The 23,854-nt window shown below is 34.5% G+C and carries 15 protein-coding genes and 2 pseudogenes; 5 read left to right on the plus strand and 12 right to left on the minus strand.

Features of this window, described 5'->3' with window-relative positions:
• Positions 1–36 precede the first annotated feature (36 nt).
• Entirely contained in the window at positions 37–420 is a 384-nt protein-coding gene (locus BOW55_RS17270) for a heavy-metal-associated domain-containing protein (RefSeq protein ID WP_089052620.1), read from the minus strand.
• 101 nt (positions 421–521) lie between these two features.
• Here BOW55_RS17270 and BOW55_RS17275 point away from each other — a divergent pair, with 101 nt between their 5' ends.
• Positions 522–1,388: a DMT family transporter gene (locus tag BOW55_RS17275; protein WP_129025300.1), complete on the plus strand. Its 867-nt coding sequence runs from the start codon at positions 522–524 to the stop codon at positions 1,386–1,388.
• Positions 1,389–1,567: 179 nt separating this feature from the next.
• On the opposite strand, the gene BOW55_RS17280 is transcribed toward BOW55_RS17275, so the two are convergent.
• Together BOW55_RS17280 and BOW55_RS17285 are read right to left on the minus strand one after the other, a co-directional pair.
• Positions 1,568–3,616 (minus strand): pitrilysin family protein, encoded by a 2,049-nt coding sequence (locus tag BOW55_RS17280; protein ID WP_206733618.1) that lies wholly within the window; start codon positions 3,614–3,616, stop codon positions 1,568–1,570.
• A 12-nt stretch (positions 3,617–3,628) separates the two neighbouring features.
• Positions 3,629–4,951, minus strand: a complete 1,323-nt coding sequence (locus tag BOW55_RS17285; protein ID WP_129025302.1) for a pitrilysin family protein — start codon at positions 4,949–4,951, stop codon at positions 3,629–3,631.
• A gap of 272 nt (positions 4,952–5,223) precedes the next feature.
• Here BOW55_RS17285 and rplU point away from each other — a divergent pair, with 272 nt between their 5' ends.
• Together rplU and rpmA are read left to right on the plus strand one after the other, a co-directional pair.
• Positions 5,224–5,661 (plus strand): 50S ribosomal protein L21, encoded by a 438-nt coding sequence (gene rplU, locus BOW55_RS17290; protein WP_129025304.1) that lies wholly within the window; start codon positions 5,224–5,226, stop codon positions 5,659–5,661.
• A gap of 24 nt (positions 5,662–5,685) precedes the next feature.
• Positions 5,686–5,946 (plus strand): 50S ribosomal protein L27, encoded by a 261-nt coding sequence (gene rpmA / locus BOW55_RS17295; RefSeq protein WP_017497241.1) that lies wholly within the window; start codon positions 5,686–5,688, stop codon positions 5,944–5,946.
• Positions 5,947–6,023: 77 nt separating this feature from the next.
• On the opposite strand, the gene BOW55_RS17300 is transcribed toward rpmA, so the two are convergent.
• The 3 genes from BOW55_RS17300 to BOW55_RS17310 all read right to left on the minus strand — a co-directional run bounded on the left by BOW55_RS17300 (position 6,024) and on the right by BOW55_RS17310 (position 10,056).
• Positions 6,024–6,536, minus strand: a complete 513-nt coding sequence (locus BOW55_RS17300) for a ClbS/DfsB family four-helix bundle protein (RefSeq protein WP_129025306.1) — start codon at positions 6,534–6,536, stop codon at positions 6,024–6,026.
• A 129-nt stretch (positions 6,537–6,665) separates the two neighbouring features.
• Positions 6,666–9,425 carry an AsmA-like C-terminal region-containing protein gene (locus BOW55_RS17305; protein WP_129025308.1) on the minus strand — a complete coding sequence of 920 codons (2,760 nt, stop codon included), beginning with the start codon at positions 9,423–9,425 and terminating at the stop codon, positions 6,666–6,668.
• A 49-nt stretch (positions 9,426–9,474) separates the two neighbouring features.
• Entirely contained in the window at positions 9,475–10,056 is a 582-nt protein-coding gene (locus BOW55_RS17310; protein WP_089057510.1) for a tRNA-(ms[2]io[6]A)-hydroxylase, read from the minus strand.
• 114 nt (positions 10,057–10,170) lie between these two features.
• Here BOW55_RS17310 and BOW55_RS17315 point away from each other — a divergent pair.
• A pseudogene (locus BOW55_RS17315) lies at positions 10,171–11,414 on the plus strand (glycosyltransferase).
• Between the two features lie 73 nt (positions 11,415–11,487).
• Here BOW55_RS17315 and BOW55_RS17320 read toward each other — a convergent pair.
• The 6 genes and pseudogenes from BOW55_RS17320 to porU form a co-directional block, all read right to left on the minus strand.
• Positions 11,488–13,335: a hydrolase/aminopeptidase gene (locus tag BOW55_RS17320; protein ID WP_129025310.1), complete on the minus strand. Its 1,848-nt coding sequence runs from the start codon at positions 13,333–13,335 to the stop codon at positions 11,488–11,490.
• Positions 13,336–13,449: 114 nt separating this feature from the next.
• Positions 13,450–15,090, minus strand: coding sequence for a pyruvate dehydrogenase complex dihydrolipoamide acetyltransferase (locus BOW55_RS17325; RefSeq protein ID WP_129025312.1), 1,641 nt, complete (start codon positions 15,088–15,090; stop codon positions 13,450–13,452).
• Positions 15,091–15,094: 4 nt separating this feature from the next.
• Positions 15,095–16,093 (minus strand): pyruvate dehydrogenase (acetyl-transferring) E1 component subunit alpha, encoded by a 999-nt coding sequence (pdhA, locus tag BOW55_RS17330; protein ID WP_089052629.1) that lies wholly within the window; start codon positions 16,091–16,093, stop codon positions 15,095–15,097.
• Positions 16,094–16,251: 158 nt separating this feature from the next.
• The gene (gene cdd, locus BOW55_RS17335; protein WP_129025314.1) at positions 16,252–16,734 is read right to left on the minus strand and encodes a cytidine deaminase; all 483 of its coding nucleotides are present in this window, start codon (positions 16,732–16,734) and stop codon (positions 16,252–16,254) included.
• Between the two features lie 78 nt (positions 16,735–16,812).
• Positions 16,813–18,021 carry a type IX secretion system outer membrane channel protein PorV gene (porV, locus tag BOW55_RS17340; protein ID WP_129025316.1) on the minus strand — a complete coding sequence of 403 codons (1,209 nt, stop codon included), beginning with the start codon at positions 18,019–18,021 and terminating at the stop codon, positions 16,813–16,815.
• A gap of 41 nt (positions 18,022–18,062) precedes the next feature.
• Positions 18,063–21,898, minus strand: a pseudogene (gene porU / locus BOW55_RS17345) (type IX secretion system sortase PorU).
• A 213-nt stretch (positions 21,899–22,111) separates the two neighbouring features.
• Here porU and gldJ point away from each other — a divergent pair.
• Positions 22,112–23,797, plus strand: a complete 1,686-nt coding sequence (gene gldJ, locus BOW55_RS17350) for a gliding motility lipoprotein GldJ (RefSeq protein ID WP_089052633.1) — start codon at positions 22,112–22,114, stop codon at positions 23,795–23,797.
• Positions 23,798–23,854: the final 57 nt, after the last annotated feature.

The following is a 23,854-nucleotide window of genomic DNA, read 5'->3' on the forward strand; positions in this document are numbered from 1 at the left end:
ACACAGCNCCGTTTTTTTATTTGCAAAGTTTTAAATTTAAGATTTGAAATTTAAAACTTTGTATGTTTTTCCGTCACCAGTTTCTTGAACAACTTTTGTTAAGTTTTCTTGATTTTGAACAGTTTTGTCAAAAGTAACAGTTGCCGTTTTTTTGTCAAAATCAACAGCAGCTTTTTCTACTCCTTCTAAATTAGATAATTCTTTCTCGATTGTTTTTGCACATCCCATAGCGCAAGTCATTCCTTCGATTTCAAAACTTGCAGTTTGTACATTCTCAGCCGCTATTGCTTTGTGTTCTTTTGGAGCCTCTTTTTCGGCTTGAGCCTTAATTAAGCTTAAGCTTTTATCTTCTTCTTTTTTGCAGCTTACAAATGCTAAACTTGCAATTGCTATAACAGCTATAGTTTTTGTAAATTTCATTATATATGATTTTAAAATGTTTAATATGTATGTTGCAAAATTAATAAAAACCAAGAGGTTAGTTCGTAAAATAATTACAAATTTGCAGTAAAATACTATTTATGGATACAAAACAGTTGAAATGGGGTTATTTGCTGGTGCTTTCTTTAATCTGGGGAAGTTCTTTTATTTTAATTAAAAGAGGTTTGGTTGGCTTAACCGCAGTTCAGGTAGGTTCATTCCGAATAATTTTTGCAGCTCTGTTTTTATTGATTATCGGGTTTAAGAGTTTGAAAAAAATTTCACGCCACCAGTGGAAATTTGTTGCCATAACTGCATTTTTTGGAACTTTTACTCCAGCATATCTTTTTGCAATTGCCGAAACCGAAGTTGATAGTTCGATAGTAGCAATTTTAAACTCTTTAACGCCTTTAAATACATTAGTTTTAGGAATAGTTATTTTCGGAATTCAATTTCAGAAACGTCAGGTTTTAGGTGTTTTTGTTGGATTAATTGGGTGTTTGTTGTTGGTTTTAAGCGGAGCTTCGTCGCACCCTGGACAAAATTATTATTACGTAATTTTAGTAGTATTAGCAACTATTTGTTATGCAGTAAATGTCAATTTAATCAAAAAGTATCTATCAGATTTAAATTCGGTCAGTATCACAACGGGAAATTTTACGGTCTTGCTTCTGCCTGCATTAATTATCTTAAGTACAACAGATATTTCTGAAAAGATAAATATTGACATCACGCAGCATTCAATATTGTTTGTGATGATTTTAGGAGTTTTAGGAACAGGAGTTGCAAATGTTTTATTTTTTAAATTAATTCAAATGTCATCACCTGTCTTTGCGACATCAGTGACGTATCTAATCCCTATAGTTGCTTTTTTCTGGGGCTTATTAGATAATGAAATGCTGACTCCGGTTCAGTTTTTTGGAGCATTTATTATTTTGATTGGGGTTTATTTGTCTGCTAAGAAATAAGAGATTGTTTTTGACGAATGTAGTCCTGAAAGAAGTTGAAAGACATGCCAATAGGAACGGGGCTTCGGCTCCGCTCAGCCTGACAAAAAAGTAAAAGAAAAGGTTCGTCAAAGTTTAAAACTTTGACGAACCTTTGAAAAAATCTTAGAGCCTTAGCGACTTAGTGGCTCAGAACCTTTCTAAAGAAAATCTGCATCAGAAACACCTTCATTGATCTTGATATCAGACATTTTTATGTCTAACTCAAAGCCTACATTTTGTATTAAGTTAAAAGGAACTTTTACACCTTTTACCTCTTTGTAGTCGTTAAAGTTTGTTATTTGTGTATTCGATTTTCCGTCTTGTTCACGAGTTTTAGCTTCTGCTGTTTTTAATCCTGATTTCACATCATAGAAGTAAGTCGTTTTACCATCTTTGATTGCGTAAGCATCACTTCCGTTAATTGGCTCAATGCCTTCAACTTTCAAATCTGCTCTTTTAATCAGCTGTAATTCTTCAAAAGGAGCTGCATTGGCTTTCATTTCAGCAAGATCGTTTCCTTCAAGATTTTTACGTTTTCCTTGTTGTTCGATATAAGCGCCTTTGTCGTTTACAACTTGTTTCATTAAATTCATTGGTCCCATTGCAAGAGACACCATCATTTTTCCTTTTGAATCTAATTTTGAAGTAAAAGTAAGTGGAGATGGAGCTTGCGGAACTGTTGTGGTTCCGTTCATATAAAGTGTTTTAACAGCTGTTACTGCTTTTTCTCCGCCAATTGCTTTAATGTAATTTTCGAAAACAGTTTTAGCAGTGATTCCAGTTGGAACCTCTTTTTTTGTTGCTGGTTTCTCAACTGGATTTCCATATTTGTCAAAATAATAAATAGGAATTTGAAGTTTTTCTAAGCCTGCAATTACATCAGAACCTTTTCCAGCAATTACAATTCTCATATTATCCACTAGGAAATATTTATTTGCTACACGGTAAATATCATCAGCAGTGACATTATTAATCGTTTGGATGTATTTTTCGTAGAAATCAGCAGGAAGCTTTTCTGTTTCGATGTTTAGAGCATATCGCGCTACGGCTTGCGGTTTTTCTACCTGCATTACAAAACGGCCAATGTATCCGGCTTTTACATTTTTAAGAACATCTTCAGAAACTTTTTCGGTTCTGATTCTTTTTATTTCTTTTATAAATTGAACAACTGCGCTGTCTGTAACGGTGTTTCTAACAGCAGATGAAGCTTTGAATTTAGTTACATATTTTCCGCTTCCAATACTTGAGCTCGCGCCGTAAGTCCAAGCGTGCTTCTCACGTAAATTCATATTTAAATAACTGTTGAAATCACCTCCCAGAATTTGATTTGCAATTGCGGCAGGGAAAAAATCAGGATCGCTCATTTTTAAATTTACAGTATTTACCAATGAAATTTCAGATTGAACGGCATTTGGTACATCTACAAAATCAATTTGAAGTTTAGAAACATTCTCTGGGTTTGGATAAGTGTTTTTTGGAGCAGCTTGTTTTTTCCAACCGTTAAAAAGTTTTTCGACTGCGGCTTTTGTTTCTTTAAATTTAATATCTCCAATAATTACCAAATAAGCATTTTCTGGAACAAAATAGGTGTTGTAATTCGCTTGAACATCAGCAAGTGTTACGTTTTTCACTGTTTGTTCAGATAAATATTCTCCAGAAGGATGGTTTTTTCCAAAAGCCAAAACGTCAACTACACGATTAGCAATTGCAGGAACACTTTTCTCGTCAGCTTTAAGACCTTCTAGTAGTTTTGCTTTTTCCTTATCAAATTCAGCTTGAGTAAAATTAGGTTGTAAAGCTCCTTCTGCTAAAAGTTCAAGAACTCGTCCTGAATATTTAGAAAGTGAACTGGCATAAGCTCCTGATGAAGAGAAATTAATGTTGGCGCCATAAAAATCTATTTCTTCATTAAAACTTTCTTTTGTAGTTTTTTTGGTTCCGTTACCAATCAAACTGCTGGTTAACTCGTCAACGCCTTTTTTGTTTCCTTCGGCAAAAGGTGCGTTGTCCAGCGTAAGATTGAAGCTTACTCTAGGTAATTTATGATTTTCAACTATCAAAACTTTCATTCCGTTTGCCAAAACAAAAGTTTGCGGTTTTTTGATGTTGACTACAGGCGGATTTCCTGGTTTTGGTTGTGGACGATCTTGTGCTTGCATAATTCCAGTTAGGAATAAAAGGATTAAAACTGTATGTATTTTTTTCATGATTCGAGGCTCTTAATTTTGAACTTTAGTTGAAGGGATGTAATCTAAAATTAAACGCTGATTTGGGTTTAAATACTTTTTGGCAACTTCTCTAATTTCTTCTCTTGTGATAGAGTGGTAAAGATCAATTTCAGTATTAATCAGGTTTACATCTCCATAAAGTAAGTAATATGAAGCTAGATTTTCAGCAATTCCTTCAACAGTTGCATTTGCGTTTACAAAATTGTTGTCGAATTTGTTTTGTAGTTTTTCGTAATCTTTCTCAGAAATCAGATCAGTTTGAATTTTTACAATCTCTTCGTCCATTTCTTTTAAAACATCTGCAGTTGTATGCGGTGCCATTGGTAGACCATATAAAATATATGTTCCATAATCTTCCTGACTAAAACCAACGGCTCCAATTTGAAGTGCCATTTTTTTGTCGTCAACTATTTTTTTGTAAAGCTTAGAACTTTTTCCGTCGCTTAGATATGAAGAAATTAAATCTAAAACCCTAGCATCTCTCGTTTTCATAGATGGCGTTCTGTATGAAGCAACAATCATAGGAATTTGAATGTTTGGATCTTCGTAAGTCGCTTTTATCGTTTTGGTAATTGGTTCTTCGACAAAAGTTTGTTTTTTTACCTCTTCCCCTCTTGGAATTGGAGCGAAATATTTTTGAATCCATTCTTTAGTTTTGGCTTTATCAAAATCTCCAGCTACTACTAAAACAGCGTTATTAGGAGTATAGAATTTTTTATTAAAAGCTTGGAATTCTTCAAGAGTTGCGGCATCTAGATCTTTCATAGAGCCAATTGTAGTCCAGCGGTAAGGGTGGTTTTTGAACATGTTTTTTTTAACCTCAGGTAAGATGTTCCCATACGGCTGGTTGTCATAACGCATTCTTTTTTCTTCCTTAACAACTTCATTCTGCGTTTCAACGCCAATTTTATTGATAATTGGATGCATTAAACGTTCTGACTCCATCCATAAACCCAATTCTAAACTGTTTGACGGAAATACTTCGTAATAATAGGTTCTATCGTCCGAAGTGTTGGCATTGTTAACACCGCCATTTGCAGTAACGATTTTCATCCATTCACCGCGTTTGATATTTTGAGTTCCTTCAAATAATAAATGTTCAAAGAAATGTGCAAAACCAGTACGATCTGGGCGCTCGTCTTTTGAACCAACATGGTACATTACAGAAGTGATGACAACAGGAGCAGAGGGATCATTGTGCAAAATTACATGCATGCCATTGTCTAAATTGTATTCTTCAAAAACTACTTTTTGAGCATGAGCAACTCCGCCAAGCATTAGTGCAGCACTTAACATCATTATTGAATTTTTCATAGGGATTAATAATTTTTATTTACCTATATAATAGGTAGTCCTGAATTAATTATAGTTACATCAAAAATAGTTTTTTTTGCGTACTTTTTTTAAATTTTAAGCGAGACATGATTAATTTAACAGTATTTTACATCTGTTTAAGATTTTAAACAGCAGTTGAAGTGCTTGAAAAAGAGACTTTAGGGTAATTTAAATATTTTTAGAATTAGGAATTGCACAGTAAATTAATAGTTGTATATTTGCAACCTTAAAAATCAATAAATCAATTTGGTATGTATGCAATCGTAGAGATAGCAGGGCAACAATTTAAAGTAAGCAAAGACTTAAAGGTTTATGTTCACCGTTTAGCTAACGAAGAAGGTTCAAAAGTTTCTTTTGACAAAGTTCTTTTATTAGATGATAACGGAAATGTAACTTTAGGCGCCCCAGCTATAGAAGGTGCTTCAGTAGAAGCTAAAGTGTTACAACACTTAAAAGGTGATAAAGTTATCGTTTTCAAAAAGAAAAGAAGAAAAGGATACAAAAAAAGAAATGGTCACAGACAATATCTTACACAAATTGTAATTGAAGGTATTACTGCAGCAGGAGGAACTAAAAAAGCAGCAGCTAAGAAAGCAGTTGTAGCAGAAGATGCTCCAGCTACTGAAGAAGCTCCAAAAGCTAAAAAAGCAGCAGCTCCAAAAGCAAAAAAAGAGACTACTAAAGAATAATAACAATATTTAAACTCATACGTCATGGCTCACAAGAAAGGTGTCGGTAGTTCGAAGAATGGTAGAGAATCAGAATCAAAACGTCTAGGCGTTAAGATTTTTGGTGGTCAAGCTGCTATTGCTGGAAACATCATCGTTAGACAAAGAGGTTCAAAACATAATCCAGGTGAAAACGTTTACATTAGTAAAGATCATACACTACACGCAAGAGTAGCTGGAGTTGTTAAGTTCCAAAAGAAAAAAGATAATAAATCTTATGTATCTATCCTTCCATTCGAAGCATAATCATTAGATTACTATTTATAAAAAACCCGTTCTGAAAAGATCGGGTTTTTTGTTTTATGCATTTTATTGCCAATGTCTTATTTGATGTTGTTTTCTTTTTTCCACTTTCGAATTCTTGCTCTGGCATTGTTATAAGGAGAAGAAGTATTAAACTGTATCATTCTACCTAATGTCCATTTTTCATACCAAGCAGTTTCGTATAATTCTGTATTTGTTTTTTGTTCAATTAAGAAAAGAATTCTACCTGTGATTTCATCTAGTTCAGTACATAAAGTATTAAAATCATCCTTTTCATAATCGTTATAGAATTTTTGTGCCAGTTTTCCAAGTTCATTCCATTTATACCCTGTTTCGGGAAAATCTACAATTTCATTCCGTTCTTTCTTCGTGTTCCACTTTAGTACTAGTTCTCCCCATCCATTTAAATACGAAATTAGATTATTGATGCTTATAGTAGTATTTTTCATGTGTCCTTCTAAGTTTGGAGCTGTAGTTAACTCCTGAGGAATGCTTAATAATTCTTTTTTAAGCTTATTGTAATTGATTTTGATTGCGTTTTGCAACTCTTCTTTGTTTGCTGGAACGGCCATAATTTAAAAGGGTATAACTTTGCTAAAGTTATAAAAAAAACCTTTGATAAAGTTTTGTACTTTTTCAAAGGTTTATGGTTAATAAGATTTGTGAATTTAGGTTTTAAAGAACTTAAAATTCAATTTTACTTATTCCGTATCTTTAGTTTCTTCTAAATCTTGAGATTTTCTTCCAACTTTTATTTTTGGATTATCTTGAGTTCCTGTAACTGTAAGTGGAATCCCGAATATTCCAAGCGGAGGCAAGCCTAGACGCATTTTTAAATTCAGTTTTCCGTCTAAACTTGTTGTGCCTTCAATTCTTGGTCTGAAGCCGGCAAATTTAAATTTAAAGCGTTCAATGGTCATGATATTATTTTTAATCGTGGTCTTAATATCGACTTTAGAAAGATCAGGATTTTTAATGGCTTCTGTACTTGTTTCCTTGCTTACAGCGGTGAACATTTTTAGCCCTCTTACTTTTACGTCTTTAACGGAAAGAATTCCGCCTCCAGAAAGTGATGGGTAAACAGGTTCCATTTTGCCATTTAAACGCCCTTTTAGTTGATAATCTAAAGACACAATACCTTGGGCTTTCTCAGCGGCACTTGCCATTTTTCTAAAAACCTCAATTTCATTATAAGCTCTTTTAATATCAAAATCAGCTGCTTTTATAGCGTAATCAAAATTGGCTTTTTGAGGCGTCACAGCTTGATAATTTGCATTCATAGAAACATTACAGCCAATTAGATTAAAGCCGGTATTCTGCATTGATAATTTTCCTTTGTTCATGCTTAAATTACCAACTGCATTTTGAAGTTTAAGTTTGTCAAAACTTACTTTCTGAGCAACGGCGCTAAATTGCAAATTCAAATTTGTTGGAATTATTATAACTCCAGTTTGTGTGTTTTCTGCTTGTTTTGTTTCTGTTTTTGGAGATGAATTTTGTGTTACAGAAGTTTCTGCGCTTGTATTCGACATGAATTCATCAACATTAATGTATCGCGAAGTGGCTTTAAATTTACCTTTTAAAACCCCTGTTTTGGTCGTTGCATAGTTAAAAACATTTTGCAAATATCCATTCATTTTAAAATCAGATTGGCCATAAGCTGCCAAAAAGTTGTTGAAAGACATTTTGTCCTGATTGATTTTGAAAATTCCTTCTTTAATAATGAATTTTTTAGGCAGGTATTCTGATGTGATTCCAATGTTTCTAAGCTCCAGTGTTCCTTTGTTGTATAGTTTGCTGTAATTTCCTTTTTCTGCATCGCTTTGTTTTCCTTTTAAGACAACATCAGCTTTTACGAAACCGTCAAGATCAAGACCTTCTTGCGAGAAAACTTTATATATTTTGTTCACATCAAGTTCGCCGTTTGCTTTAATATCATAGGCTAAATCGTCAAAATTGCTTAAGTCTGCTTCAACAAAAACAGGTTTTCCTTCAAAGGTAAATTGAGCTGGTTTTAGTTTAATTTTTAAGTCTCCAAAAGTTCCTTTCGGATTGTCGATTTTAGATTTTATCGTAATATTGGTAATTGGATTTGGATAATAAGGTGTTTTTAAATATCCGTTTTCCAAATCAATAGTTCCGTTGGTAACAGGCAGAATTTTGTTTTTTAAATCAAATTTACCATTTGCTTTTACATCACTCGTTAAAGCTCCCTTTAATTCTATTTTTGGAATTCCAAGTGCTTTTGTCAGCTTTTCAAGATCAATTTTAGACTTAAAATCAGCATTGATTTCGGGAGTTTTTATGCCTTCTACATAAAACTTAGATTTCAAATAATCTTTGTTCATGTTTAGCGATAAATTCTTTGCATCAACAGTTAAGAGATCAGGATTCAAAGATGGAACTTTTGTTTTTACATTTAAGTTTAAATTTGAAACAGGAAAAGGACTTTTGTTGTAATTTACAAATCCGCTGTCTATTTTTAGGTCAAGATTTAAATCAGGAGCTATATTTTTTGATGCAATATAATCTCCTTTTAAAGTTAGGAGCAGGTTAGTGTTTCCTTTTATTTCGGTTTTCGATAACCAAGTAATGTATTTAGGAGGAAAAGCAGTGAAAACATCGTGCAAATCGCTGTTGTCGGATTTTATTACAAAATCCATATTGTAGCCGTCTTTTAAGAAATCAAATTTCCCTTTAAAATCAATTAAAAGCTGGTTTATTTTTAAGTTATTTTGTTGAAAGAAAAACGATAAGGAGTTAATATTGACTTTTGTAATTAAATCAGCATTGACTTTTTTATTCATTAAATATGGCTCATTTTCATAAACGATATTTAATTTTTCAATTTTGGCTTTGGAGTATAAATCAAAAACAGCTTTATTTAAATCTCCTTTTCCTAAGTAATTGAATCCAAAAGCATCGAAGTGAATCTTTGTTGATTGATCGTCGTAAATAATCTTACTGTTTAAGATTTCAATTCTTTCCAATTTCAAGGCAGTTTCTGTACTGTCTTTATCTTCTGTGGCTGCGGCTTGAGATTTGTAAATGTTGTAATTTGCCTCTCCGCTTGGGTTTACTTTTACATTTATAAAGGAATCCGATAGGTAAATCTGATCAATTTTGACAGATTTACTAAAAATTAAACTGGCAACATTTATTCCAAAAGAAACTTCTTTGGCGGTAATGAATTTTTCGTTTTTATATGGAACTGAACCGTTAAGACTTAAATTGTCTAGGGTTAATGTAAGAGATGGGAAATGACGAAAAAACGAAACCGAAACATCAGAATAATTGAGTTCGGCGCTTAGTCTTTCGTTGGCAATCTTTTTGATTTGATCCTTAATTTGATCTTCAAAAACAATAGGTGTTAAAAATAACATTCCTAAAATAACAGCGAAAGTTATCCCTAAATACTTGGCAATTTTAAATACGATCGATCTGGATTTACTTTTTTGCATAGTAATTTGTGGTGTTTAGTAAAATAATAATGTCAAAAAAAGATGTAATTTATCCGTGTACAGTTTCTTTTTTACCATAATTGGTAATAATAGAGCCTTCATATTCAATCCATTCTTTCCATCGTTTATCGATGTCAATATTGTCTTGGTATTTTCTTGCAAATCCTAAAAAAGTAGTATAATGCCCAGCTTCAGAAATCATTAAATCGCGATAAAATTTGGCTAATTCTTCATCTTTAATATTTTCTGAAAGAACTTTAAAACGTTCACAGCTTCGGGCTTCAATCATGGCTGAAAATAATAAACGATCGCAGAGTGCATCGCGTCTGCTGCCGTCTTTTTTCATGAATTTAAACAGCTCATTTACATAGTGGTCTTTTCGCTCGCGTCCTAAAGTAAGTCCGCGTTTTTTTATTACGTCGTGAACCATCTGTAGATGTTCCAGCTCTTCGCGTGCAATAATAAGCATTTCGGTTACCAGTTCTTCTAATTCAGAATTATAAGTAACGATACTTATTGCATTCGAAGCGGCTTTTTGTTCGCACCAGGCGTGATCTGTCAAAATTTCTTCAATATTCGACTCCACAATATTTACCCAGCGCGGGTCTGTAGCTAATTTTAATCCCAACATAATTTCCTTGCATTTTTAGTTCTTGCAAAATTAGTGTTTTTTATGACGAAAAGTCAGCAAATATCGTTCAAATACGCTCAAAAAAGCATTATTTTGTAAGTTGAAAAAAAAATGATGAATCAGATAAAAAAACTTTTAATAATTGGATTTGTCTGGCCTGAGCCAAATTCTTCTGCAGCAGGAGGGAGGATGATGCAGTTGATTTCTGTTTTTATCGCAAACGGATATCAAATTACATTTGCCAGTCCTGCTTTAGACAGCGAATTTATGGTTGACTTGTCTGACTTTGGTGTCGAGAAAAAAAGTATCGAATTAAATAGTTCAACTTTTGATGATTTTATAATTGAATTAAATCCAGATGTAGTTTTGTTTGATCGTTTTATGATTGAAGAGCAGTTTGGCTGGCGCGTAACAGAAAACTGTCCTAATGCAATTCGATTGTTAGATACAGAAGATTTACATTGTTTAAGAACGGCAAGGCAAAAGGCATTTAAAGAAAATAGAATTTTTCAGCTTACTGATTTGTTGTCTGAAGAAGTTGCAAAACGCGAAATAGCTAGTATCTTAAGATGTGATTTTTCTTTGATGATCTCACAGTTTGAAATGGATCTTTTAAAAGATGTTTTTAAAATTAGTTCAAGTTTGTTGTTTTATCTGCCGTTTTTAGTTGATGAAATGAGCCAAGAAAGTTTGGCAGAATTACCTTCTTTTGAAGATCGAAAGCATTTTGTTTTTATCGGGAATTTTCTGCATGAGCCAAATTGGAATACGGTTCAATACTTAAAAGAATCAATTTGGCCCTTGATAAAAAAGGATTTTCCAGAAGCAGTTTTGGAAGTTTATGGAGCTTATCCGTCACAGAAAGTATTGCAATTGCATCAGCCTAAGAATGGTTTTTTATTATGGGAAGAGTGGTAGATGCTAATGAGGTTGTAAAAAAATCAAGAGTAGTTTTGGCGCCAATTCGTTTTGGAGCTGGTTTAAAAGGAAAGTTGTTGGAAGCGATGCAATGCGGAACTCCGAGTGTAACTACAACTATTGGTGCAGAAGCAATGAGCGGAGCTTTAAACTGGAATGGATTTATAGTGGATGATCCGCAGGAATTTGCAAAAAAAGCGATTGTCCTTTATCAAGAAGAAAATCTTTGGAAACAATCTCAAAAAAATGGTATTGAGATAATAAACAAATGTTATCAAAAGGATGATTATGCTGATGAATTAATGATGAAGGTAAATTCTTTATTGATGAATTCTGATGAGCATCGTCTGCATAATTTTATGGGGAATTTATTGCAGCATCATGCGTACAGAAGTACAATGTACATGTCGAAATGGATAGAGGCTAAGAATAAAAACTAAACATTAGTTTTAAAGAAAAAAATCCCAATTACAATTGTAATTGGGATTTTTGAGTTTTAATATAGGCTGAAAACTATTTTAAAGTGCCTTTGATATCTTGAATAGTTGTAGCGTGATAACCTGATTTTGCTTTGTCAAAAATTTGATTTGCCCAAACTTTTCCTTCTGGTGTTTTTACCATTTCTTTATAAAGCATCATTACAGATCCAGTTCTGCTGCTTCCAATTAAAAATTGTTCTATTGCAGGATTAGCTGCTTTATATTGATGGCGAATTGCCTGAACAAACCATTGACGTTTGATGATGAAATTTCCGCCTTTTGTAAAGTTGAATTCCTTGTCAAGTTCTTCCATTTCTTTTGATGTAATATCTGTTGGAAGATGATCTATAAAATGTTGTTTTTCTGTAGTTGTTGTGATTTTTTGGCTTAATCCTTTTACGCCGGTTTCTCTCCAGCTTTTTTGGATTTTATCTATAGCATCAAAATCAGGAGAGCTTACAGGTGTTATGTTTGATGGAATTCCAGGTTTGAAAATCCAGTCGTCTAATTTTATTTTATCAGCAAGAGCTTTGTCTCCTTTAATAAGATTCTCGTTAAAATATTTGATAAAATCATCAGTAGTGATCGATTTGAAAGCGTGCGCATCAAAATAATTTTTGATAAAAACATCGAATTTTTCACGGCCTACAGCGTTTTCAATTACTCTCAAAAAGGCATACCCTTTTACGTATGGAATCATGCTGATTCCTTCATCAGGGTTTCTTCCTGTAAGGCTTACTTTTAATCTAGTATCGGGATTTGTGTCGCCATATTCAGCTACATTATCAATTAATTCTTTACGAATAATAACGTTTTGCATTTCAAATTCTTTTTGACCAAATATTGCTTCGCCAATTCGATGTTCAACATAAGTAGTAAAACCTTCGTTTAACCAAATATCATCCCAAGTAGCGTTTGTAACTAGATTTCCGCTCCAGCTGTGACCTAATTCGTGTGCTAGTAAGCTGGTTAATGAACGATCTTCTGCAATAACTCCTGGAGTTAAGAATGTCAAGTTTGGATTTTCCATTCCGCCGTAAGGGAAACTTGGCGGTAAAACCAAAACATCGTAACGTCCCCAACGGTAAGGTCCATAAAGTTTTTCGGCTGCAACAACCATTTTTCCAAGCTCAGCAAATTCCCAAGCCGATTTTTTCAGCATTGAAGGTTCTGCATAAACTCCGGTTCTATTGTCGATAGATTGAAATTCAATATCACCAACTGCAATTGCCATTAAATAAGATGGAATTGCTTTGTCTTGTTTAAATGTGTAAACTCCGGTGTCATTTTTCTTCTGCGGATTTACGGCGCTCATTATGGCTAGTAAATCTTTAGGAACTGTAACTTTTGCATTATAAGTAAAACGAATTCCTGGTGAATCCTGACAAGGTATCCAAGTACGTGACCAAACACTCTCTCCTTGGGAGAAAAGAAAAGGTTTCTTTTTGTCAGCCGTTTGTTCTGGTTTTAACCATTGTAAAGCTACTGCATCTTTAGTGGTGTTGTAGTAGATGTTTACTTTTGTTGTATTTGGTTCTATTTTGATATGAAGTGGTTTTCCGTGAAATTCAGTATCCTTTCCAAGTTCAAATTTTGTTTCTTTTTCGTCATCACCTAAAGTTACTTTTGTAATGTTTAAGGTGTTTTCATCGAATATAATTTCATTTCCTTTGCTGATGTTGTCAATTAGCCAAGATGCTTTTCCAGAAATAGTCTGTGTATCAAAATCAACTTTTATGTCAAGATCTAGATGTTTAACTACAGCAAGTTCTGGTTTAGAATAGCTGTGTTCGTCTGTAACGACTGCTGATTTTTCTGTCTGCTCTTTTTTCTGACAGGCAATTGCTGCTAGGAATAAAGTTACAAGGATTAGTTTTTTCATTTTATCAAGTATTGAATTTGTGGGCGAAAATTAAACAAAAAATCCCGTTTTGAATAAACAAAACGGGATTTTATTAAATATAACCTTCGACTTGGCTCAGGGTAAACATTGAAATTATGCCAACATTGTAACTGGGCTTTCGATGTATTGTTTTAATGTTTGTAAGAACTGAGCGCCAGTTGCACCGTCAATTGTTCTGTGGTCACAAGCTAATGATAACATCATTGTGTTTCCAACTACGATTTGACCGTTTTTAACTACTGGTTTCTCAACAATTGCACCTACAGAAAGGATAGCAGAGTTTGGTTGGTTGATAATTGAATTGAATTCAGTAATACCAAACATTCCAAGGTTAGATACTGTAAAAGTACTTCCTTCCATTTCTTGTGGTCCAAGTTTTTTGTTTTTTGCTCTTCCTGCAAGATCTCTTACTGAAGCACCAATTTGAGATAAACTCATAGCGTCAGTAAATCTTAATACAGGAACTACTAATCCGTCTTCAACAGCTACAGCTACACCAATATTTACGTGGTGGTTGATGATGATAGCATCTTCTTTCCACTGAGAGTTGATTTTTGGGTGTTTTTTCAATGCTAAAGCACAAGCTTTAATTACCATATCGTTGAAAGATACTTTTGTATCAGGAACAGTATTGATAGTTGCTCTTGCACCCATTGCTTCGTCCATGCTTACTTCGATCACTAAGTTGTAGTGAGGAGCTGTAAATAAAGATTCTGCAAGACGTTTTGCAATAATTTTACGCATTTGAGAGTTTTTGATCTCTTCTGTGTAAACTTCTCCAGCGGGTACAAATACTTTTGGTGCAGCAGGAGCAGATGCTTCTTGTTTAGCAGCTGGTGCTGAAGCAGCAGGTTGTGCTTGTGCAGATGGAGTAAAGTTTTCGATATCGCTTTTTACGATACGTCCATTTTCTCCAGATCCTTTAACTTGGCTTAATTGAATTCCTTTGTCAGAAGCAATTTTCTTAGCTAAAGGTGAAGCTAAAATTCTTCCTCCGTTTGAAGTTTCAGCAACAGTTTCTGTTGCTTGAGCAGCAGCAGGAGCAGCTTTTGTTTCTTCTGCTGCAGGTGCACTTGCAGTTGCAGCGCCTCCAGCAGTATAATTGTCAGCAATTCCAGAAATATCAGTTCCTGCAGGTCCAATGATCGCTAGTAAGCTGTCAACAGGAGCAGTGTTTCCTTCTTGAATTCCGATGTATAATAATGTTCCAGCATTGAAAGACTCAAACTCCATAGTAGCTTTGTCTGTTTCAATTTCTGCTAAAATATCACCTTCCGCTACAGCATCACCAACTTTTTTCAACCAAGTTGCTACTGTACCTTCAGTCATAGTGTCGCTCAAGCGAGGCATAGTTACAACGATAACACCTTTTGGTAATTCAGTTGCAGCTTTTGCAGGAGCAGTTTCAGTTTTTGCTTCAGCAGCAGGAGCATCTGCTTTTGGAGCTTCGGCAGCAGGAGCGTCACCACCAGCTAAAAGAGCAGAAATATCTTCTCCTTCGTTACCAATGATTGCTAATAATGAATCAACAGGAGCAGTTTCTCCAGCTTGAATTCCGATATGTAAAAGAGTTCCTTCGTTAAAAGATTCGAACTCCATTGTTGCTTTGTCTGTTTCAATTTCAGCAAGGATATCTCCTTCGCTGATTTTGTCGCCTACTTTTTTAAGCCAAGTTGCTACCGTTCCTTCCGTCATAGTATCGCTCAAACGAGGCATAGTTACTTTAATCGCCATGATGTTATAGTTTATGAGGTGTAAATGGATAGTCTTCTTGTGCGTACACTACGTCGTATAATTGTTGTAAATCTGGGTATGGAGATTCTTCAGCAAATTTCTGACACTCTTCAACCAAGTCTTTAACTCTTTGGTCAATTACTTCGATTTCTTCTTCAGTAGCATATTTTTGATCCAAGATTACATCAAGAACTTGTGTAATTGGGTCGATTTTTTTGTACTCTTCAACCTCTTCTTTAGAACGGTATAATTGTGCATCAGACATAGAGTGTCCTCTGTAACGGTACGTTTTCATTTCAAGGAAAGTTGGTCCGTCTCCACGACGAGCTCTGTCAATTGCTTCAGTCATTGCTTCAGCAACTTTTACAGGATTCATTCCGTCAACAGGTCCGCATGGCATTTCGTAACCTAAACCAAGTTTCCAGATGTCAGTATGGTTTGCAGTTCTTTCAACAGAAGTTCCCATTGCATAACCGTTGTTTTCAACGATAAATACAACTGGTAATTTCCATAGCATAGCCATGTTGAAAGCTTCGTGTAATGAACCTTGTCTAGCAGCTCCATCACCAAAGTAAGTCATGGTAACACCGCCAGTGTTGAAATATTTATCTGCAAAAGCTAAACCAGCTCCTACAGGAATTTGTCCACCTACAATTCCGTGTCCTCCGTAAAAACGGTGCTCTTTAGAGAAAATGTGCATAGAACCTCCCATGCCTTTAGAGGTACCTGTTGCTTTTCCTAAAAGTTCTGCCATTACGTTTCTAGGATCAACTCCCATACCAATTGGCTGAACGTGGTTTCTGTATGCAGTAATCATTTTGTCTTTAGTCAAGTCCATAGCGTGCAATGCACCTGCTAATACAGCTTCTTGACCATTATATAGGTGTAAAAAACCTCTAACTTTTTGTTGAATGTATAATGCTGCAAGTTTGTCTTCAAACTTTCTCCAAAGCAGCATGTCTTCGTACCACTTTAAATATACTTCTTTTGTAACTTCTTTCATCTGAATTCTTTCTTTTGCTAAAGTTTGTTTGTGTTATCAATTGTTGCCTATAACGCAAAATAGTTTCCTCCCACAAATTTGCGCCCGAAAGGTCGGGATGCAAAAATAAGACATTCCTATTAAGAAGTAAAATTTAAAAGGCACTTTTTGGCTTTTTTTTACAAGAACTTTTTATCAAACATAAAAGGGAGTAAATTTTTTAGGGATGCTGATTTGTAAACTTCGCCAATTTCGCCCATAAAATAGATTTCAATAGGGGTGTCTTGTTTGATTTCGTATTCTGCAATAGATTGTCGGCATGATCCGCAAGGCGGAATCGGTGCTTTGGTTTGATTGGTGTCTGAAGCTGCTGTAATAGCTATTTTTAAAATTTTGGCTTCTGGATAAATACTTCCTGCATGAAAAATAGCAACTCTTTCGGCACATAATCCTGAAGGATAGGCAGCATTTTCTTGGTTTGAACCCAAAACTATTTTTCCGTTGTCTAAAAGTAAAGCGGCTCCAACTCTAAATTGAGAATAGGGTGCGTATGCTTTTTTGCGAATTTCTACTGCCTGTGTCATTAAATCCTGAATTTCTGCTGAAACTTCTTTTATAGATTCATAAACTGTAAATGATGATGTAATGCTAATTTCTTTCATTTCTTTTTATGGGAAAAAAAATCCAAATTTCTAAGTTTTTAGAAATTTGGATTTGTGATTGCTTTTTATTTGATTTTTTTAATATACTTCGTATTTGTCTCCAAAGTTAAAGGTTAAAGAAAAGCGAAGTGTATTTTCTAAAGGATTTTTAACATTTGATGATGAGAATAAATAAGACACGTCAACTTTCATGATGTTGTATTTAAATCCTGCTCCTAGAGAAAAGAACTGTTTTGCTCCTTTCATTGGGCTTTCATGATAATAACCTAAACGCATAGCAAAGGCATCTTGATACATATATTCTGCAGCAACGCTGTAGGTTATTTCTTTTATCTCTTCGCTGAAGCCTCCTGGTGCATCTCCAAATGATTTGAATATTCCTGAAACCCAGCCTGTGTCTTTGTAGTTTTTATAGTTTATAGAATTTGCTTTTTCTTGCGAGATGTCTTCGGGATCTGTAAAATCACCGTCGCCATTTGTGTCTACAGGTGTTCCTGGCCCAGGAGGTGTAGGAACTAAAAGTTTTGTCAACTCTACAGAAACTGCTAATTTGTTATAATCATCAAAAATAAAATCAAATCCACCACCGACTCTTAAATTTGCAGGCAAAAAGTTTGAGCTTAAATCGTCGTTGTCATAGCTTATTTTTTGACCTAAATTTTGAACATTAAAACCTGCTCTCCATCTTCCGTTAAAATCATGGTATGCAATTTCTTCTGATTGATAAAAACCTGCGATATCTACAGCAAATGATCTTGCAGCAGAAGCATCAACTTCTCCAGATGGGATTTTTAGGTTTGAGCTGATAAAACGAGCAGCAACTGCCATCGAGAATTTTTCGCTTAATTTTAATGAGTAAGAACCGTCTAATGCAAGTTCATTTGGACTTACTTCTCTGGTAGGTTCGCTTGGATCTCCAGTTTCTCTTAGTTCAATTCCTCCAAAACCAAAATATCTAAGACTTCCTGCAAAAGCACTTCGCTCATTAATTTTATTGTAATAAGTTAATTGTCCAAGTGAAATATCATTGGCTAAATCTGTTAAATAAGGTGTGTAGCTGATTGAGAAACCTTGTGCGTCTTCTGAAAAAGCATATTTAGCGGGATTCCATTGTTGAGAAAAAACATCTGAAGAAGTAGCAACACCTTGATCAGCAAGACCGGCAGCTCTCGCATCTGCAGCGACTAATAAAAAGGGTACTCCTGTTGTAATGGGGCGTTCAATATTTTGGGCTTTTGCGAATGAAATAATTAATAAAGAAATTAATAAAAACGATATTTTTTTCATTTGTGGGGATAAAGGTATTTATGTTACAAATATATATATTATTATAGAATTACAAGTTTTTCGTATTTTTCTGCTTTTTTATTTGTTAAATTAGATCGAACGGTAAGTTTATAAATGTAAACTCCTTTTCCAATTCGATCGCCAAAATCATCTTTACCATCCCATGATATTTCTCTAGATAAAAAGCCTTCTGTAGTAATAATTTGGTTTTTTGTCCAAACTACTTTTCCTGTTATTGTCATTACCTGAACCTGAACATCCAACGGCTCATAAGGTCTGTTGTGAGAAAACCAGAATTGAGTATAAGTTGAAAAAGGATTAGGGTAATTAAGAACGTGTGTTAATGTTAATGCATCGTCGCCAACAACTATAAACTGTATTTCACTTGTTACAGGATTGTTGTAAACATCCCAGGCGGTGAAACTAATTGTGTGCAGACCCGGAGCTAAATTTCGCAAAGGAAAACGTAGATTTCCGTTTGTATAGTCGTCTAATTTTGTTTGGTAGTAATCATTCAGAATATATTGATTGCTTACATCTCCATCCAAAATGGCAATTATATCGTGACCAATTCCGCCGGCAGTGTTGATGCCATTTTCGTCTTCTAGGAACGCTAAAAGAAAGGGTGAATCGTTTGTAATTCCGCCAGATACAAAAGTCTCATCGTTCATATATAACTTAACTTTTGGACTTATATTGTCTTGTGGTGCATTTTCGTTTATACCTCCAATTTTAATGATGGTTGTACTGCCGGTTTGGTTTTCGAGTGCTTGATTTTTCTTTGAATAAAAACTAATTCGACCATTGTCAACAGGTATTCTAATATCTCTAGGTACAACAAAACTAAATTCAAATTGACCGTTAGTTACAGATGCATTTCCTCTAAATATGGTTTCTCCAAGAGTTTTGAATGAAATTGCAGGACTATATCCATCATTGTTTAAAGTTGAGGCTGTAATCATTTTGTCAAAAATGGCAGTTGAAAGTTCTCCATTATAATTGTTTAAAACAATATTGTTTTCGTCTGTTACTTCACCTGTGATTTTGATTTTTGCTAATGATTTAAAATCAGGAATTGGCTGTGAAATCGCAATATCATTTACTTTGGTTAAATTAATTTTGGGTTTTGGGATAGCGAGCATTAATGCAGGATCGCCTATATAGACAATAACATTGCTGGAAGCGCTTGGGTTTTCGTTTTTTGAAATTCGCAGCGATTCGGCAATGCTATTATATTGATTGGAGCTGTAGGAAAGAAGGTTTTTGCTTAAATTGTCGTTGAAATTTTCGGCATTAAATTGACCTATCGCTCGCGTGGTTGTCAGCATTGAAATAGCTCCGCCTTTTGGGTTCCAGAAAGTATACTCGCCTGCGGTTGGTCTTGTTGGGTCATCAAATCTTGAAAATTCACAGGTTATTGTAATAAAAAGCGGGTATTTGTATTGATTGTTTAGGTTTTGTCCGTCTGACTTTTCCCAGATTCGCTCGCTTGCCAAGCCATCTTCTCCTCCGTGACCTAGATAATTAAAAACTAAAGCTCCTTTTTCAAAAGCATTAAAAAAATCAGTTCTAGCTTTTGGATAGCGCGATCCGCCGGCAGAAGCTTCTTGTGTGTAAGAATCTAAAATGATTTTGTCGATATTGAAAAAAGGTTTTTCTGCAGCAATTACATCTGCTAAATTATTTTGGCGAGTTTGTAAAGAAGCATCAGAACTTTGGTCGGAATCATCGCTTATTAAAACGAAGTTGTTTCTCCAGTTTCCGTAAGATTTTGTGTCGTGATATTCAAGTACCTTGTTGACCATTTCTTGTGCTTGAACATTATCGGAAACTAACATTCTGCCAACTGCAATGTCAATTCCTCCAAACGGATAGCCGACAATTCCTTCGTTGGAATCCATTAAGCCATAAAAATCATCAGAGGCAAATGATGCCTCGCCAGTTGTATTGCTTATTGATGATTGATAAATAGGTACAATATTGGTGTTGTTTGGAATTCTATTTTTGTAATCATAAGAAGCATCGCCAAATAGGTTTACGTATTTTATTCTTTTTTCGGGAGATGACGCGTTGTTGTAGATGTATTTAATGCAGTTTCTAATTGCTGTAATGTCTTGCTTGCCTGATGAAAATTCCTGATAGATATTTTCAAGCGTAATAACTTTTGCATTTAAGTTTGAATTAGTGCGATGAAAAATGGCTAATTTTTCTGCCTGTGTAGTTAATGATTTTGGGGTTATAATTACGTAATCAATGTCTTGAAAACTGTTTTGATTGTTTCTAAAAAGTGTTCCTTTTAAGTTTTGATTAGCAATTTTAGACTGATTTTCTTTTAAAGGAGTGTAGTAATCTGCGGCATCAAGTGCAATATATTTTCTAACTTCTCCAAGGTTTGCTTTGAAGCTGAAAACAGCTTGATTTGGGTTTTCAAATTTCGATACATTATATAGGTCTGTGATATCCCAAATTTGAGAAATTGTCGAAGCGTTTCCAATAGTGTAATTTACAATTCCAGTCGTTGAGCCGGCAGCGTTATATTGAAACTTGAATTGTTTGTTTGTGCCAATAAGTTTTCTTTTTGCTGTTAAATTAATGTAGTCAAGAAAGCCTTTTGAACCCGGTACACCATTGTTATTATAAGTAAGTTTTATTTTTATGTTTTCTGTGCCAGAAAATGTTGTGTTTGCAGGTAGTTTTTGTGTTAGGTATTTGATTTCGGAACTTGTCGAAAGGCTGCTGAAGTTTATAGTTTCAATGTTTTGACCATTTGCAGAAATAATAAAAGAAGTAGGAGTAAAGGCTGCCGAGGCTGCGTTTAGTTCAATTTTTACTGGAGATGATGTGTCAATGTTTGGAAAGTTAAAAGAAAACTCCTGTTCTTGATTGATGTCAAATGCTTCTCCAAGCCATTGCCTTCCTAAATGAACAAGATTGGTTTGGTCTACTTCGTGAAATTGATAGTCATCAAACGTATTGAGTTCTAAAGTGCTGATTCCTGATGGCTGACTTGCATTTGGAATTCTTTTGCCCTCTCCTCCAGAGCTGGTGATATAATAGTATGATTTTGTATCGTACAAATTTAAATTTGTTTGGCTTTCAGCACTCCAGTTCTCAGTGCCTTCTGCATAGAAAAGAATGTAATCTTCATTGTTGAAAATGCCGTCGTTTTCTCCAATAACTTGGATTGCATTTTCTGTTAGATCTTCGGGGTAATACATGTTGTTTGATAAAGGGAGCATTTGTCCGCCATTACCATAGATTTTTATCCTTTTCGGATCTTCTTTTCCGGGATCAAAACCTAAGCTTTGCAAAAAGGATTTTGAAATTTTGTAAATCCCTGATTTTTCAATATAAAAACGATACCAGTCACCCGAAGCGAGTACTGAATTTGTAATCGCGTTTGATTTTTGAAAAGCTGTAGAGCTGCTGTTTTTTGAAGCAGTATTTGTGATAAAATAAGAAAATGATCGCAGACGTTTGAAATTATTTCCTTCCTTTATAATAGGGTATAGAAACAGAAAGTTTTGTTTTGTGTCTCTAGCATTTGTGCTTTTTAATGATTCATTGAGTTTATCTGGGATGTTTTCAGGGTTTAAGTCGCCTAAATCGGTTCTTGAAATTGGTTCGTAAATGGTATTTGTAATTTGTACAGAAGAATTATTTGAAATGTTTGACTGATTTAGGTTGAGCAGGAACGTTAAGTTTTTTTAGTAATGTCGTAACGAAAAGTATTTCCTGAAAAGTACGGAATTATGGTTTTAAAGTCACCGTAATTCATCTCCTTTTTGGTCTGCCAATCAAGTGTCAGGCTCCCGTTTAACTGAGAGAATGAGAGAATTGGAAGCAACAGAAAGTATACTATTAGAAACTGTTTCATTATCTGAAAAAGCAAAATTTAATTAAAATAAAATTAGTAGGTAAAAATATAGTATTTCATGTTACAGTAAATAATAAAAAGTATATTTTTGCGTTCGTAACTATAGGTTATTTTCTGGTAAAAAACAGCTAAATAAAATTATTAGAACGGATGTTGCTAATTAAATGTTAATTATTATATTGCAGCACCTAAATTTATCACCTAAGAATGAGTATGAAAGTAAACAAAATTGTAGTCTTGCAATTAATGATGTCAATGGTATTGATGTTGGGCACGGCTAGTTGTAGCAAAAAATCGAGTTCCACTCACGCTTCGAGAGCAACTGGCTGGGATGTAGATAGTCAGAATGGAACTGCTGCTAGAAATGCAGGAAAAAAACAACAGGCAGGACCTGGTTTAGTTTTTGTTGAAGGAGGTACATTTACTATGGGTAAAGTACAAGATGATGTTATGCATGATTGGAATAACACACCTACTCAGCAACACGTTCAGTCTTTCTATATGGATGAAACTGAAGTTACAAATGGTATGTACTTAGAATACCTTGAGTGGTTGAAAAAAGTTTTCCCTCCAACAGAAGAAAATTACAAGAATATTTACGAAGGAGCTTCACCTGATACTTTAGTATGGAGAAATCGTTTGGGGTATAACGAAACGATGACAAATAACTATTTAAGACACCCATCTTATGCAAACTACCCAGTAGTTGGTGTAAACTGGATTCAAGCTGTTGAATTTAGTAAATGGAGAACTGACCGTGTAAACGAAGCTGTTTTAGAGAAAAATGGTTACCTTCAAAAAGGAGCTAAAACTAGTGATGTAACTGCTGAAAATGCATTTAATACTGAAGGATATTTAATGTCTCCTAGTACTTCACGTGGTGGAAGCGAAGAAATTGTTATCAAGAAAAATCCAAACGGAAAACGACCAAAAGCTGGAAAAGACGGCGTAGTTCCTGAAGAGAAAAATGTATACGCACAACGTTCTTCTGGTATTATTTTACCAGAATACAGACTTCCTACTGAAGCTGAGTGGGAATATGCTGCAGCTGCAGATGTTGGACAAAGAGAATATAACATTTACAAAGGACAAAAGAAATATCCTTGGTCTGGTGATTACACTCGTTCAGCGAAACGTAAAAATAGAGGTGATCAGTTAGCTAACTTTAAACAAGGAAACGGTGATTACGGTGGAATTGCAGGTTGGTCTGATGACGGTGCAGATATTACAAACTCTGTAAAAAGTTATGCTCCAAACGATTTCGGTTTATATGATATGGCAGGAAACGTTGCAGAATGGGTTGCCGATGTTTACAGACCAATTATTGATAATGAAGCAAATGATTTTAACTACTATAGAGGAAATCAATATGCTAAAAACAAAATTGGTAAAGATGGTAAAGTTGAAATCGTTACAACTGCTACTATTAAATATGACACATTAAGCAATGGAAAAGTAATAGCGAGAAATCTTCCAGGAGAAATCGCTCAGGTTCCAGTTGATGAGCAAGAAACATATTTAAGACAAAACTTCAGTACAAGTAATAATATCAATTACAGAGATGGTGATAAACAATCTTCAAGATATTTTGACTTTGGAGATTCTGAATCAGGATCAAAAGCTGATCAAGCAATGTACAATTCTCCTAAACATAACGTAACAACGGATAGTTTAGGTAAAATGATTAGAAAATATGATAACTCTAGTAAGCGTACTACTTTAATTGATGATAAAGTTAGAGTTTACAAAGGAGGTTCTTGGAGAGATAGAGCATATTGGTTAGATCCAGCTCAAAGAAGATATTTCCCTCAAGATATGGCAACAGATTACATCGGATTTAGATGTGCTATGTCGAGAGTAGGTGCAAAATCGGAAAGAAAAAAATCACCTAGAAACTAAGTTTTAGAAATTTCAACATAAAAAAATTCAATACTAAACGAACTACGAATATTACTA

The sequence above is a fragment of the Flavobacterium sp. YO12 genome (assembly GCF_004119495.1).
Classification (GTDB): Bacteria; Bacteroidota; Bacteroidia; order Flavobacteriales; family Flavobacteriaceae; genus Flavobacterium.

Coding starts and splice junctions, on each gene's coding strand:
- BOW55_RS17280 (WP_206733618.1), bottom strand. CDS start 3,616: ATGAAAAAAATACATACAGTTTTAATCCTTTTATTCCTAACTGGAATT.
- BOW55_RS17310 (WP_089057510.1), bottom strand. CDS start 10,056: ATGTTGGGATTAAAATTAGCTACAGACCCGCGCTGGGTAAATATTGTG.
- BOW55_RS17320 (WP_129025310.1), bottom strand. CDS start 13,335: ATGAAAAAACTAATCCTTGTAACTTTATTCCTAGCAGCAATTGCCTGT.
- BOW55_RS17270 (WP_089052620.1), bottom strand. CDS start 420: ATGAAATTTACAAAAACTATAGCTGTTATAGCAATTGCAAGTTTAGCA.
- cdd (WP_129025314.1), bottom strand. CDS start 16,734: ATGAAAGAAATTAGCATTACATCATCATTTACAGTTTATGAATCTATA.
- BOW55_RS17325 (WP_129025312.1), bottom strand. CDS start 15,090: ATGGCGATTAAAGTAACTATGCCTCGTTTGAGCGATACTATGACGGAA.
- pdhA (WP_089052629.1), bottom strand. CDS start 16,093: ATGAAAGAAGTTACAAAAGAAGTATATTTAAAGTGGTACGAAGACATG.
- BOW55_RS17275 (WP_129025300.1), top strand. CDS start 522: ATGGATACAAAACAGTTGAAATGGGGTTATTTGCTGGTGCTTTCTTTA.
- rpmA (WP_017497241.1), top strand. CDS start 5,686: ATGGCTCACAAGAAAGGTGTCGGTAGTTCGAAGAATGGTAGAGAATCA.
- gldJ (WP_089052633.1), top strand. CDS start 22,112: ATGAAAGTAAACAAAATTGTAGTCTTGCAATTAATGATGTCAATGGTA.
- porV (WP_129025316.1), bottom strand. CDS start 18,021: ATGAAAAAAATATCGTTTTTATTAATTTCTTTATTAATTATTTCATTC.
- rplU (WP_129025304.1), top strand. CDS start 5,224: ATGTATGCAATCGTAGAGATAGCAGGGCAACAATTTAAAGTAAGCAAA.
- BOW55_RS17285 (WP_129025302.1), bottom strand. CDS start 4,951: ATGAAAAATTCAATAATGATGTTAAGTGCTGCACTAATGCTTGGCGGA.
- BOW55_RS17305 (WP_129025308.1), bottom strand. CDS start 9,425: ATGCAAAAAAGTAAATCCAGATCGATCGTATTTAAAATTGCCAAGTAT.
- BOW55_RS17300 (WP_129025306.1), bottom strand. CDS start 6,536: ATGGCCGTTCCAGCAAACAAAGAAGAGTTGCAAAACGCAATCAAAATC.